Origin of the sequence: Pseudoalteromonas sp. SR41-7 (assembly GCF_014163935.1) — a bacterium.
GTDB lineage: Bacteria > Pseudomonadota > Gammaproteobacteria > Enterobacterales > Alteromonadaceae > Pseudoalteromonas > Pseudoalteromonas distincta.
In genome coordinates, this window is record NZ_JACJEF010000003.1 from 104,457 (window position 1) to 117,335 (window position 12,879).

Genomic DNA, 12,879 nt, shown 5'->3' on the forward strand with positions numbered 1-12,879 from the left:
ACTTACTCCATCATTTTTTCAATTGGCATAACTAAAATAGAGTTAGCGCCTAGGGCTTTTAACTGCTCCATTGTTTCCCAAAATAATGTTTCGCTGCTTACCATGTGCAGTGCTACGTATTCTTCATTACCCGCAAGGGCAAGTAGAGTCGGTTGACCAGAACCAGGTAAAATTTCACAAATTTCATCAAGTTTGTTTTTTGGTGCGTGTAGCATGATGTATTTGCTTTCTTTAGCTTGTCTAACACCACGTAGGCGCGGCATAAGCTTATTGATTAGTGCTAGTTTGTCAGCGTCTTGCAGATCTTTATTTTGAATTAAACATGCGTTTGATTCTAAAATTGTATCACCTTGAATTAAGCCGTTAGCTTCAAGTGTTGCGCCAGTAGATACTAAATCACAAATTGCATCAGATAAACCTGCACGTGGTGCTACTTCAACAGAGCCAGTAAGCATTACTGTACTTGCGTTGATGCCTTCGCGCTTTAACCACTGAGTTAAAATTTCTGGGTAGGTAGTTGCAATACGTTTGCCTTCAAACCAGCTCTTATCGCGAGTGCCTAGCTCTTGTGGCCAAGCAAGTGCAAGACGACAGTAACCAAAATCTAGTTTTGAAAGTTTGTTTACTTCGCTTGGAACACCTTGGCGTTCACGTTCTGCTTGAACTTCTACTAGTACGTTTTCGCCAACAATACCTAAATCACATACACCGTCCATTACTAAACCAGGAATATCGTCATCGCGCACACGTAGTACGTCAATTGGCATATTAGTTGAGTGTGCAATTAAGCGTTGTTCACGAAGGTTAAGTTTAACACCTAACTGTTTTAACAGATCTTGACAATCTTTAGATAGGCGGCCGCCTTTTTGGATGGCGATACGTAGACGATTTGTGTTACTCATTATTCATTTTCCTTTAATTTAAAAACTAAAAACCCCGAGGGGAACCTCAGGGCGAAAATGAATCAATGTTTTTTGAATCGCCAGAGGTTCCTTTTAGGAATAACCTCTCAGCGAAAGACCTGACAGGTTATTCCGGTGAATGGTGGTGATGATGTACTGTTGTCAGGTTTAAGCGCATTTTTTATCCTATGTAACTGCTCGTTGTTATAGTAACGTTCAGTTGTTATCTGTTTAAATAAATTTCGCATTCATAAAAACATAAACAGCCATATTATGGCAAGTTTTTTTTAGCTTAATTAAAGCATATCTTATAACTGTCGATAATATTAAGAAGGGAAGTACATTTTTTGCATATATTTGTTTGTTTATTAGCCAAACCAAGCGTTTAGATAATTTAACAGTAAACTAAGGAAGTGTGTATGGATATCATGATTCCTTATTTAGGAAGAATAACCAGACTAGAAGTTGAGTCAAAAAGTGCTTTTCATATTGCGGGTGTGCAAAGTGGATCGGCCGCTGAAAAAGTTGAGCTAGAGAATAAAAAAAGGCGTGAGTTACAAAAAAAGAAAAAGCTCAATATGCTTGATGATCAAAATAGTAAAAAAAAGTCTAACGTAGATGATGACGAAAACCCCCATTTAGATACGTGGGCTTGATAATACCAATTTTACTAAATACATAAGCAATTAACTAAAAAGGCCCTTGCGGGCCTTTTTACTATGTATTTTGCTTATGCCAATTAGCTTAAACTCTTAAGCAGATAGGCATTACTATTGGTTTTTGCTTTTAAATATATAAAAGCTAAATATAGCGAACACACATACCTGAGCTACAATACCTTGCCATGTTGACTTAATACCAAGCCATGCTATTTCAAAGCTCATTGGTAGCGACGCAATACCTATTATATCGGCCTCTTGTAATGCAATAACGGCTTTGCCCATAAGCACAAACGAGAGTGCAAATAATAGGTAAGTGGTAATTGCAAAAAACTTAGCAACCGGTAATTTAATTGAGTACTTAATTAATACCCACGTAATAATAGCCAGTATTGCTACAGCTATCGCGAAACCCGATGCAATAGATGAATATTGAGCAGGCGAGCTTTGCGTTAATAAAGACTGATAAAACAATACGGTTTCGAATACTTCTCGGTACACGGCAATAAAAGAAAGCCCCGCTAATCCCCAAAGTGTTCCCGACTCAAGACGCTTATCTATATTGTCTTTTATATATTTTTGCCATTGTTGCGCACTTGTTTTACTGTGCATCCATACGCCAACATACAGTAGGATTACAGCGGCAAACAATGCACCTGCACCTTCCATAACTTCGCGACTTGCACCACTTATTTCTATTAATGTTTGCGCAGCAGCCCATGTTAAGCCACCGGCAATAAGTGCGGTTACCCAGCCAACATGTACGTATTTAAGCGCATCTTGACGTTTCGTTTTAATAAGCACAGTCATAAGGGCAATTATAACTAAGAGTGCCTCTAAGCCTTCTCGCAGTAATATTATTAAACTCGCTGAAAGTAGGGCGCCATCAGTTAGCTTGGTTTCGTTTAGCATGCTATCTGCTTTAGCGAGTTGCGTTAGTGCGGCATTTACTTTTTCGGCAACGACGGCTGTATCTTTTTCGTTTTTGAATGTTTGGCGTAGGTTCATCAGTTGTACTTCGATGTTTTTACGCAGTGTTTCGTCGTAGGCATTTAAGTTGTTTTCAACAAGCTCAAAGCCATCTAAGTATGCGCTAATTGCTAAATCACTTGCTTGTGAGTAATTGCCTTTAGCATGCGCAGCTTGCGCTGCAAGTAACTGCGTGCGAGTAACTGTTATCGGATTTTTGTTAGCGCTAAATAATTGCTCTGGATTACCACGAAGCCATTTAACGTAATGTGCTTGTGCTTCACTTTGACCTGCCGATAATTGTGCAGGGTTTAGGTTTACAATCTGCGAAGCGGTAATGTTTTGTTCTACATTTTGTGGTTTTTGAACATCTTTAAATGCCAAGCTACCTACATAAAAAGCTAAAGACCATCGTTGTTGTTCATTAAATTGGGTAAAAGCAACCATAGGCGTGTCGTCAATGCCGTTACTTACAGCGTCAAATAACCCCATTAATGAGCGGTTTGTTGCGCGTTCTTCATCGGTAAAGTTGGTAGGCTCTGGCGATAAATTTTTTGCAAGCGGACCGTCGCCTTGACCGCTTTGGCCGTGACACATTGAGCAGTTAGTAGCAAAAAGCGCTTTAGTTTGCTCAACCGGAAGCAGTGATGTAGGTAACGATAGTTGTGGCATAAAGGTAAGCAGCGACTCACGAAGCGCTGAGCTTGCTGCACGTACATCGGCAACACTCGCTTTATTGGCAATCGCTGTATGCAGTGCTTTAGCTTGTGCCTTTACTGTATCAAACTCATTGGTTTGGCTTGATAGCTGTCCAGCTTGCTCAATAATAACGTGCGAAAATTCAGTCATTTCTTGATATTCGTCGGGGTCTAGTATTTCACCATTTCCAACAGCTGCCACGTAATCTACACCTACATACTCTGCAAGCTGTGCAATTTGTTTTATTTTTGTTTGCTCATTAGGTGAGGCCGACACATTAAAGCTTGCCATAGCCATTATAAAAAGCACAAAAAAACAATGAAATTGTCGTTTGCCCAGAGATACCAAATTTAAAAACACGTGAGAATTATTTTTGGACATTGAAAAGCCCTACAGAGGAAAAGCCAAAATTATAATTGTTTTCATTTGCATTTCAAGCGGATTAATTTAAACAAAGAAGATAAATAAAAAGGATAACAATTTATAGAACTTTAAAGTGTTTTTGTAACACGTGAGTAACAGTAACCAAGTGATTTATATAATAACTTGGTTACTGAGTTGATTGCTCACAAAGCATTTATTACTTTGCTTGCTCAGCTGACTTAATGCTGCTTTGAATAAGCGGCGAAATAGTTAAGCCTTGTACAATAATAGAAAATATAACCACAACGTAGGTAACAATAACGATTAGGTTATGTAGGTCAGAGCCGCCTACAAAAACTTGCTCGCGTGGAATTGCTGCCGCCATTGCCAGTGCAAGACCACCGCGTAGCCCACCCCAGGTTAAAATTTTAACACTGTGTTTATCGTAACTTCTAAAGCGTTTAAAGATAACAAAGGGTGCGCCTACGCTAATAAAGCGTGCTAGTAATACTGCAGGTACCATTAGTAAGCCTAAGCCAATTTCACCAAGCGTGATTGGCATCGTCACTATTAGCATACCTATTATTAAAAACAGTAGGGCATTTAAAAAGCTATCGGTTGCATGCCAAAAATCTTTTACGTAACGAGTGTCTTCAGGCCCCGTGCGCTCAGTTGCTTTAGTACGAGTAATGTTACCCATTAATATGCCGCTCGTAACCATGGCAAGTGCGCCTGATATTTCCCAAATATTTGCAGCAGCAAAACCTGCGGTAGGAATAGTTAAGGTTATCAATAAGCGAATGTTTACATCGCGGCTGTTAATAATTAAAAAGTGGCCAACCAAAGCAATAACCAAACCAAACGCAATGCCGCCTAGGGCGTCTACAAAAAAGAGTTCTGCTATATCGCCAAATTGTGCATCGGTGCCATAAAAAGCAACCGAAAAAATGGTCGTAAATATTACTAAACCAATACCGTCGTTAAATAGCGACTCACCTTCTACTTGAACTGAGATTCCTTCTGGCGCTCGCATTTGTTTAATAATAGCAAGTACAGCAATAGGGTCGGTTGGGCTAATAAGCGCGCCAAATAATAAACAGTATATAAACGGTACATCAAAGCCAAATAAGGCAAATAGATAAAAACTTAAATAACCGACTATAAAAGTGGAAGCAATAGTAGAAAATAGCACTAGTGCGGTTATTTCCCAGCGCTGTTTACGAAGCGCCATAAGGTTAATTTCCAATGCGCCAGCATAAAGTAAAAATCCGAGCATACCTTTGAGTAATAACTCGTTAAAGTTAATACTGGAAACAATTTGGGTCATGGCTAACGCATTTTGATCGCCTAATAATTTAACGGCAATAATCAATAATAAAGAAATAACAACTGAGCCTGTAGTAATGGCAATTGTAGTTTGCATTTTGAGGATATATTGGTTTGCAAAAGCAATAAAAATTGCAATGGCAGAGAGAAAACAAATGAGATACCAAGCATTCATTGGCTAACCTTACTATTTTTTTAACGACACACGAAAAAGAGGATTATAAACCCGCGTATGGTACTCCTGTAATATTTCAGAGTCACAGTTTTTATGCCTAAATATAGCTTTTAATAAAGATTATTTTTAGTAAGAGTTAATAGGAAATTAGGCTTTGTAAATATTGTCATTATTAAATTAAATGTACGTTATAAATACACGGTGTATTGTAAAATCGAATGATTAATCTCACTATCAAAGTGCGTATTAATTCGTAAAGTAAAAGTGGGTTTTGTAATTACTTGCCCTTAATGCTTTGCTTACGTAAAATCCCGCTATTATTTATTATAAAGTGATTGGTATTATCAAACAGCTGTTTAGTGCAACCGGGCCTTTAGCGTTATCTTTAGATGGGTATACGCCTCGCCAACCACAAATTGATATGGCAGTAGCTGTTGCGGATGCATTAAAAAACAGTTCGCAATTAGTTGTTGAAGCAGGTACGGGTACGGGTAAAACATTTGCATATTTAGCCCCTGCACTTAAGTCAAAAGGGCGCACAATAATATCAACAGGTTCTAAAGCTTTACAAGAGCAGCTTTATCACCGAGATTTACCGCAACTAGTTAAAGCTTTAAGTGCTTCAAAAAAAACCGCCTTATTAAAAGGGCGCGCCAATTACCTATGCACCTACCGACTTAATCAACATGTTGCACATGTACCTACTGACGACTCTGACGTAATGCATCAACTAGCTATGGTAGCTAAGTTTGCAAGCGAAACACAATCGGGCGATTTGGCTGATTGTATAGGTATAGAAGATGATGCCAAAGTACTGCCTTATGTAAATTCAACAGCCGATAATTGTTTAGGTAAAGAGTGTCCAGATTTTCAAAGCTGTTATATACGTAAAGCACGTTTAACTGCGGCCGATGCCGATGTGGTTGTAATTAATCACCATTTGTTTTTTGCTGATATGGCTGTAAAAGAAAGTGGCTTTGCTGAACTTATGCCAAAAGCAGATGCTTACATATTTGATGAAGCCCATCAGTTAAGCGAAATTGCCAGCGATTACTTTGGTGAAAGTGTTAGCACTAAAAAGTTGGTAGATTTAATTAATGATTTACGTGCTATTTATAGAGCTGAAATTCCCGATATGCTGCAACTTGGTAAAAGCTTAAACAAGCTTGAGACAAGCGTTGCTGATTTACGTTTACAATTTGGTGTTGATGGCAGTAGAGGCGATTGGCGAGAAAAACTAAGCGATAAACAAATTTGCTCGGCGCTCCATCGTGTGATCAGTGATTTAGATTTTGTTTATCAAGTACTCAAGCTTTGCCTAGATAGAAGCGACAAAATTGAGCATCCATTTGAACGTGCACTTGCGTTTAAAGGGCAGTTAGAGCGGGTTTTTGATACAGCCCAAACCGGCTTTAGTTATTGGTATGAAACAACGCGCCGTTATTTAACAATTAATATAACGCCATTGAATGTATCAGCTAAGTTTGCTCAAATGATGCAAGACACGGGCGCAGGATTTGTATTCACTTCTGCAACACTTTCGGTTGATAACAAACTAGAGCATTTTAATGCAAGCCTAGGTTTAAAGCCAAAACAAAGCATGATGGTAGATAGCCCATTTGACTACCCTAATCAGGCGCTGCTGTGTTTACCTCGCTACTTACCCGAATCGCATGCTGATAATATGCCACATGCAATTGTAAAACTAACGCTTGAGCTTATAAAATCAGCACAAGGGCGTTGTTTTGTGTTATTTACTAGCTATCGAATGATGCACTTAGTGGCCGAAGGGCTAACTACACAAATAGACTACCCAGTTTATATGCAAGGGCAAATGTCTAAGCGTATAATTTTAGAGAAATTTACTCGCCATGGTAATGCGGTATTACTCGGCACGGCTTCTTTTTGGGAAGGTGTCGATGTACGCGGCAGTACATTAAGTTGTGTTATTATAGACAAATTGCCATTTGCAGCCCCTGACGATCCATTGCTACAAGCTAAAATGCAAGATTGCCAAATGCAGGGAAAAGACCCTTTTTCACACATACAATTACCGCAGGCTGTAATTGCGCTAAAGCAAGGTGTAGGGCGTTTAATTCGAGATAGTAAAGACAAAGGCGTACTTGTAATATGTGATAATCGCTTAGTTACACGCCAATATGGCCAAGTATTTTTAAAAAGCTTACCACCGATGCGCCGCACGCGAAGCTTAGAAGATGCCAATACATTTTTAAAACAAATTAATTAGAGTACTAAAATGATCAAAAGTAATATCCTTGCCCTTGATGCTTCAACTGAAGCACTTTCAATTGTTTTACATTACCAGGGCCAAACGTTTCATCATTTTGAAGAGTGTCCGCAGCAGCACAGCCAAAAAATACTTCCACTTGTGGATGAACTTTTAACTAAAGCAAACTGTAAATTAAAAGACTTAGACGTAATTGGTTTTGGCCAGGGGCCAGGTAGTTTCACCGGTGTACGTATTAGTGTTGCTATAGCGCAAGGCTTAGCGTATTCAACTAATTTGCCGCTTGTTGGTGTGTCTACACTGGCTACTATGGCTCAACAAACGTTTGAACAAAAAGGCAGCCTGAGTGTTTATCCAAGTATAGATGCGCGTATGGGGGAGATATACTTTGCACATTACCAAGCGCAAAATAATCTAATGCTTTTAGTTAACCAAGAATGCGTTATAAAACCTGATTTACTAAACAATAAGTATATAGCAACCACTGAGCCATCTGTAGCAGTGGGCACAGGTTTTAAAACCTATCCTGATGCGCTTAATGACTTTGAAAACGTGACAATTAATACTGATATTACATTACCAGATGCACGTTATATGTTAGCGCATGTTGAAGCCACGTTTTTAGCGGGTGACGTTGTAAAAGCGAGTGACGCTCAACCTAAATATGTGCGCGATACGGTAACGTGGAAAAAGCTACCAGGACGTGAGTAATCATATTATTTGCAAATTGGTTGTTTTTAAATCATAATTTTATGCAATATTAAGGTTGGAGACGCGTAATGACGCTGCCTATTGGTTCAGGTTTTTTTACCGGAGATATTCCGGGTAGGGTTAGCTCTACTAAAGTTGTTACTAATAAACCACAGAGTTTATTAGACCAACCGGCTGCTCAAAAAACGAATCCCGATTATGTAAAAAGCAGTGTCGAGGGCGTTGAACTTGCTAATCAGCTGTTTAAAAGTAGTGCTAAAAGTAATGAATACAGCCAAACAATTTACGACCAACCGACAGCTCAAGTAAGCAAAGCGATTTCTACTTATACTGAATTTGCTAATTTAGAACGCAGAGCAGAAGTACAAAATTTAATAGGCGTTGATATATACGCTTAACGCTTATTTAAGCGCTTTAGATAAATACAGCTATAAAATTTAATAAAAAGCCCGAACATTTGTTCGGGCTTTTTGTGTTCAAAAGTACGTAAAGCTTACTGCTTAATAAAGCCAATCAGCTTATCTGCTATATCAGTATTATTTTGTGAACCAATAAATTGTTCACTGCCTTTACCATAGGCAAATACCTGCACGTCTACAGCAGTATGTCCGCCTGTTGTCCAGCCAGTAAAGCTTGCATCGCTAATAATACTCTTAACAGCTAAATTAAGCGCTTTTTCACCCATTTTTTTAGCTTGCTCAAGTTTTATTTGGTTTTCAGTTGTAAATTCAATATTGGTGTTAGCAGTCCATACTGGTTTTAAATCATCAGAATCCAGTAAAAGTTGAGTTAGTTTACCAGCAGTTGCTTTAACACCTTTTACTACATCAGTTTCCCATTTGTACTGACCATGTGCGCCAAGGGTTAAACCTCCTGTAGAGTGATCTGCAGTAATGACTAAAATAGTATCTTTATTTTTATCAACATACGCTTTTGCTTTTTCGATTGATTTAGCAAAATCATCCATCTCAGCCATTGCACAGGCTATATCGTTAGAGTGACCACACCAATCAATTTGGCTGCCCTCAATCATCACAAAAAAGCCTTCTTTGTTTTGATTATCTAATAAACCAAGTGCTTTAGACGTTAACTGAGTAAGACGAGTTGGGTTTTCATCTAATGCAAAAGGTAAGCCTTTAGATGCGTATAAACCAATTGCAGGTATTTGTGTAATTTGCCCTAGGTTTTTAATGTCGTCGCCATATTGATAACCAGCGGCTTTAAATTCATCAACTAAATTACGGTCATCACGAATAAAGTATTTAGTACCGCCACCAAGCATTAAATCAACCGGTAATTTACCCGCAATTTTATTGTCGATGTAATCATTGGCAATGTCATTATAATTATTACGTGATTCATTATGCGCCGCAAAACTTGCTGGAGTTGCGTGGTTAATTTGTGAAGTTGCTACAAGCGCTGTTGTCATACCGCGCTCTTTTGCTATTTCCAGCATGGTTTTAACTGATTTTTTGTCTGTATCTACTGCAATTGCGCCATTGTAACTTTTATGACCGCTACTAAGTGCTGTAGCACCTGCTGCGCTGTCTGTCACATAAGTATGGTCATCAGGGTAGGTACGAGCCATACCCTTTAAAATAGTGTCAAAAACCGTGCCTTCTACTTCTTTTGTTGCAGGGTCGTCTTTAAAATAGCGATAAGCCGTGGTGTAAGCCGGACCCATGCCGTCACCAATCATATAAATTACATTTTTAGGTGCTGATTCTGCGTAAGCACCAGAAGCGGTGCATAAAAGCGCTAATAAGCTGATCTGTTTTTTCATGGTTGTGTACCTTATGAGTGTACCTTATTTAATAGCCGCTGATATTGTATACAGATAGTATGATAAATAAATGAATATCTAAGATATTTATAATTTAGGGTTATATGAATAGAATTGTAGTTAACGCTGTTAGTTCTATTTATTTAAATTATACTGGTTATAGCTTAACTACATATGATGCTATCACCTTTTAATTGTTCAAAAGGCATACAAAGCAAATATATTTAAAAAGATCAGCTTATTTTTTTTGTAATTAAGCTTATGATATCGTTTAAATTTTATTTTATATTTTTTACTTTCTTTAGAACATCAAGATAATTAAATAGCGAATTTGGCACCATTTTCTCGGTTAGTGGTCTGACAACTTGTATGCTATAAATAATGATGCTCTAAATTAATAAAGGACTTGCCGTGCAGCCATTTAATATTGAAACCAATAACTTGAATATTCATGGCTTAAAAGTAGGTTCTGGGGATGAAATAGTAATAGCGTTGCATGGTTGGTTAGATAACTGCCACAGTTTTATACCAATGTTAAGTAAAGCTAAGCCAAAGCACACTTGGTACTGTATTGATTTTGTCGGGCATGGTTTATCATCTTGGCGAAGTGATGATGCACATTATTATTTTGTTGATTATATTGATGATGTGTACCAACTTATTAATGCGCTTGGTGTTAAAAAAGTGCATTTAGTTGGGCATTCGATGGGAGCCTTGGTTGCAGGGCTTTTTGCTAGTTGCTTTGGTGATTATGTAAAATCTGTTACCTTTATTGAGGGGATTGGGTGTGTTACAACTCCTAGCGAAGGCGTATGTGAACAGCTAAAAAGTGCAGTATTAAATAGAGCGCGTTTAAAAAATAAGAAGCAGAGAGTTTATAAATCGAAAGAGCTTATTTATGAAGCACGTGCTCAAACAACCGATTTGAATAGTGAGCTTATTGCTCTTTTAATGCAGCGAAATATAAAATCGGTTTTAGATGGTTATACATTAACAACTGATCCAAAGCTTAAAAATCACTCAGGTTTTAGGTTTAATGAGGCGCAATGTATTGGTGCAATAAAAGATTTAATTGCACCGTGCCAATTAATTTTAGGTAACGAAGGTTATTCGTTTGTAAAACAAAATCTGGCAAAGTATATTAGTTATTACAATAGCTTAAAGGTAATTAATGTAGATGGTGGGCACCACTGTCATATGCAAAGTAGTGAACTATGTTTTAAGCATATTCAAGACTTTATGCTGCAAAATGGTGCATGTTAATTGTAAGTTTACGTAAAATGTGGGATTATTCCTCCATTAGAGTATTTGCTCAATTGTTAAAGCGCCTTACTTAGATTAAGGTTAATAAAAATATAATTATAAACAGGGGCTAAGAGTGGAAAAAATCTGGCTTAAGCGCTACCCAGAGGGTATGCCTGAAACAATCGATCCTGAGCATTACAACTCGTTACTCGAAGTGTTCGAAAAAAGTTTTACTGACTACACCGATTTACCTGCATTTACTAATATGGGTAAAACGCTGTCTTATAGCGAAATAGATACAGCAACAAAAAAAGTTGCTTCCTACATTCAAAATGATTTAGGTCTTAAAAAAGGCGACAAAGTTGCCGTAATGATGCCTAACTTACTACAAACACCAGTCACCATTTTAGGTATTTTACGTGCAGGTTGTGTGGTTGTAAATGTTAACCCACTTTACACTGTGCGTGAGTTAGAGCATCAGTTAAAGGATTCTGACACTACCGCTATTTTCATTTTAGCAAACTTTGCTGACACACTTGAAAAGTCACTTGCACACACTGATGTTAAACACATTGTAGTAACGCAAGTAGGCGATATGGTTGGTGGGCTTAAAAAGCACATAGTCAACTTTGTTGTTAAGCACATTAAAAAAATGGTGCCAAAGTTCAACTTACCAAACACAATTAACTTTTCAGACGTTCTAGCTGCAGACGAAACTAAATATACACGTCCTGAAATGAGCTTGTCCGATCTTGCTTTTTTACAGTACACCGGTGGCACAACAGGTGTATCAAAAGGGGCAATGCTGAGCCATGGCAATATGGTTGGTAACCTTGAGCAAGTTTCAGGCTGTTTAGACAAAGTGTTAAATCGTGGTACAGAAGTTGTTGTTACCGCTTTACCGCTTTATCATATATTTGCTTTAACAGCTAACTGCCTGACGTTTATGAAGTACGGTGGTTTAAATATATTAATCACAAATCCACGAGATATGCCTGGGTTTGTTAAAGAGCTAGGTCAGCATAAATTTACAGCTATTACTGGTGTTAATACGTTATTTAACGGTTTATTAAACACACCAGGTTTTGCTGAACTTGATTTCAGTCATTTAAAAATGTCACTTGGTGGCGGTATGGCCGTGCAACGTCCTGTTGCTGAAAAGTGGCAAAAAGTGACTGGCTCAAAATTAATGGAAGGCTATGGCCTTACAGAATGTTCTCCATTAGTAACTATTAGTCCTTATGATTTAGAAGCATATAACGGCTCTATTGGTTTGCCTGCGCCTAATACTGAGATTAAGCTAATACTTGATAACGGTGAAGAGGCCGCTAAAGGTGAACCGGGTGAAATGTGTGTGAAAGGCCCGCAGGTTATGGTGGGCTATTACAATCGACCAGATGCAACAGCTGAATGTTTAAAAGATGGCTGGTTTGCAACAGGTGATATTGCAACTTATGACGATGAAGGTTTCTTCTTTATTGTAGATCGCAAAAAAGACATGATCATTGTATCTGGCTTTAATGTTTTCCCTAATGAGATAGAAGAGGTAGTGGCTATGCACGAAGGTGTGCTTGAAGTTGCTGCTATTGGTATTCCTCACGATGTAAGTGGTGAACAAGTTAAAGTTTTTGTTGTTAAAAAAGACCCTTCTTTAACTGAAAAAGATATAATAAGTCACTGTCGTGATAATTTAACTAATTACAAGGTCCCAAAACTGGTAGAGTTTAGGGATGAGTTACCTAAAACTAACGTAGGTAAAATACTCCGAAGAGCCTTGAAAGATTAGCAACCTATAAAAA

Annotated in this window: 10 protein-coding genes; 6 read left to right on the forward strand and 4 right to left on the reverse strand. The window is 38.0% G+C overall.

Annotation, left to right across the window (positions count from 1 at the left end):
• Positions 1-2: 2 nt before the first annotated feature.
• Positions 3-902: an ATP phosphoribosyltransferase gene (gene hisG / locus H5092_RS05105; RefSeq protein ID WP_182733020.1), complete on the reverse strand. Its 900-nt coding sequence runs from the start codon at positions 900-902 to the stop codon at positions 3-5.
• Positions 903-1,321: 419 nt separating this feature from the next.
• Between hisG and H5092_RS05110 the strand changes: the two genes are divergently transcribed.
• Positions 1,322-1,558, forward strand: coding sequence for a hypothetical protein (locus H5092_RS05110; protein WP_002960256.1), 237 nt, complete (start codon positions 1,322-1,324; stop codon positions 1,556-1,558).
• A 114-nt stretch (positions 1,559-1,672) separates the two neighbouring features.
• On the opposite strand, the gene H5092_RS05115 is transcribed toward H5092_RS05110, so the two are convergent.
• Both H5092_RS05115 and H5092_RS05120 read right to left on the reverse strand, forming a co-directional pair.
• Entirely contained in the window at positions 1,673-3,526 is a 1,854-nt protein-coding gene (locus H5092_RS05115) for a cytochrome c/FTR1 family iron permease (protein WP_182694935.1), read from the reverse strand.
• Between the two features lie 283 nt (positions 3,527-3,809).
• A complete protein-coding gene (locus H5092_RS05120; protein ID WP_024597348.1) occupies positions 3,810-5,093 on the reverse strand; it encodes a sodium:proton antiporter in 1,284 nt (427 codons plus the stop codon).
• Positions 5,094-5,424: 331 nt separating this feature from the next.
• On the opposite strand from H5092_RS05120, the gene H5092_RS05125 reads away from it, so the two are divergent.
• The 3 genes from H5092_RS05125 (at position 5,425) to H5092_RS05135 (ending at position 8,450) form a co-directional block, all read left to right on the forward strand.
• On the forward strand, positions 5,425-7,341 hold the full coding sequence (locus tag H5092_RS05125) for an ATP-dependent DNA helicase (RefSeq protein WP_182693235.1): 1,917 nt from the start codon (positions 5,425-5,427) through the stop codon (positions 7,339-7,341).
• A gap of 9 nt (positions 7,342-7,350) precedes the next feature.
• Positions 7,351-8,052 (forward strand): tRNA (adenosine(37)-N6)-threonylcarbamoyltransferase complex dimerization subunit type 1 TsaB, encoded by a 702-nt coding sequence (tsaB, locus tag H5092_RS05130; protein WP_182733021.1) that lies wholly within the window; start codon positions 7,351-7,353, stop codon positions 8,050-8,052.
• Between the two features lie 68 nt (positions 8,053-8,120).
• The gene (locus H5092_RS05135) at positions 8,121-8,450 is read left to right on the forward strand and encodes a hypothetical protein (protein ID WP_182716646.1); all 330 of its coding nucleotides are present in this window, start codon (positions 8,121-8,123) and stop codon (positions 8,448-8,450) included.
• 95 nt (positions 8,451-8,545) lie between these two features.
• Here H5092_RS05135 and H5092_RS05140 read toward each other — a convergent pair whose 3' ends face one another.
• Positions 8,546-9,835, reverse strand: a complete 1,290-nt coding sequence (locus tag H5092_RS05140) for an alkaline phosphatase (protein ID WP_182733022.1) — start codon at positions 9,833-9,835, stop codon at positions 8,546-8,548.
• Positions 9,836-10,246: 411 nt separating this feature from the next.
• Here H5092_RS05140 and H5092_RS05145 point away from each other — a divergent pair, with 411 nt between their 5' ends.
• Both H5092_RS05145 and fadD read left to right on the forward strand, forming a co-directional pair.
• Positions 10,247-11,098, forward strand: coding sequence for an alpha/beta hydrolase (locus H5092_RS05145; RefSeq protein ID WP_182694886.1), 852 nt, complete (start codon positions 10,247-10,249; stop codon positions 11,096-11,098).
• A 115-nt stretch (positions 11,099-11,213) separates the two neighbouring features.
• Positions 11,214-12,866: a long-chain-fatty-acid--CoA ligase FadD gene (fadD, locus tag H5092_RS05150; RefSeq protein ID WP_182672373.1), complete on the forward strand. Its 1,653-nt coding sequence runs from the start codon at positions 11,214-11,216 to the stop codon at positions 12,864-12,866.
• Positions 12,867-12,879 lie beyond the last annotated feature (13 nt).

Excerpts from the sequence above, each read along its gene's own strand:
- hisG (WP_182733020.1), bottom strand. The coding sequence starts at position 902 with ATGAGTAACACAAATCGTCTACGTATCGCCATCCAAAAAGGCGGCCGC.
- H5092_RS05110 (WP_002960256.1), top strand. The coding sequence starts at position 1,322 with ATGGATATCATGATTCCTTATTTAGGAAGAATAACCAGACTAGAAGTT.
- H5092_RS05115 (WP_182694935.1), bottom strand. The coding sequence starts at position 3,526 with ATGGCTATGGCAAGCTTTAATGTGTCGGCCTCACCTAATGAGCAAACA.
- H5092_RS05120 (WP_024597348.1), bottom strand. The coding sequence starts at position 5,093 with ATGAATGCTTGGTATCTCATTTGTTTTCTCTCTGCCATTGCAATTTTT.
- tsaB (WP_182733021.1), top strand. The coding sequence starts at position 7,351 with ATGATCAAAAGTAATATCCTTGCCCTTGATGCTTCAACTGAAGCACTT.
- H5092_RS05135 (WP_182716646.1), top strand. The coding sequence starts at position 8,121 with ATGACGCTGCCTATTGGTTCAGGTTTTTTTACCGGAGATATTCCGGGT.
- H5092_RS05140 (WP_182733022.1), bottom strand. The coding sequence starts at position 9,835 with ATGAAAAAACAGATCAGCTTATTAGCGCTTTTATGCACCGCTTCTGGT.